The organism is Acinetobacter sp. 12966 (assembly GCF_031196995.1).
In the GTDB taxonomy this organism is placed as follows: domain Bacteria; phylum Pseudomonadota; class Gammaproteobacteria; order Pseudomonadales; family Moraxellaceae; genus Acinetobacter; species Acinetobacter geminorum.
Genome location: NZ_JAVIMC010000056.1, coordinates 1 through 204, shown reverse-complemented (window position 1 = coordinate 204; position 204 = coordinate 1). Strand labels below are relative to the sequence as shown.

Below are 204 nucleotides of genomic sequence, written 5' to 3'. Positions count from 1 at the left end.
CTGCATCTACATTTAAAACAGCACAGTTCTTTTTAACCATTTCGATGGTTGGCAAGAAACGATCACGGTGAATACCGTTTTTATATGGCTCGAAAAATAATTTTCACATGGATTTATATTGACAAGTTGTCTGATGTCTTATAAGTTTTGGTAATGAAAAAATAGTATCAGAATGCCAAGGAGTATTTTAATGGCGACCTCTAC

1 pseudogene is annotated in these 204 nt (G+C 33.8%); it reads right to left on the bottom strand.

Annotation, left to right across the window (positions count from 1 at the left end):
• A pseudogene (locus RFW85_RS08410) lies at positions 1 to 85 on the bottom strand (hypothetical protein); the annotation flags it as partial.
• Positions 86 to 204: the final 119 nt, after the last annotated feature.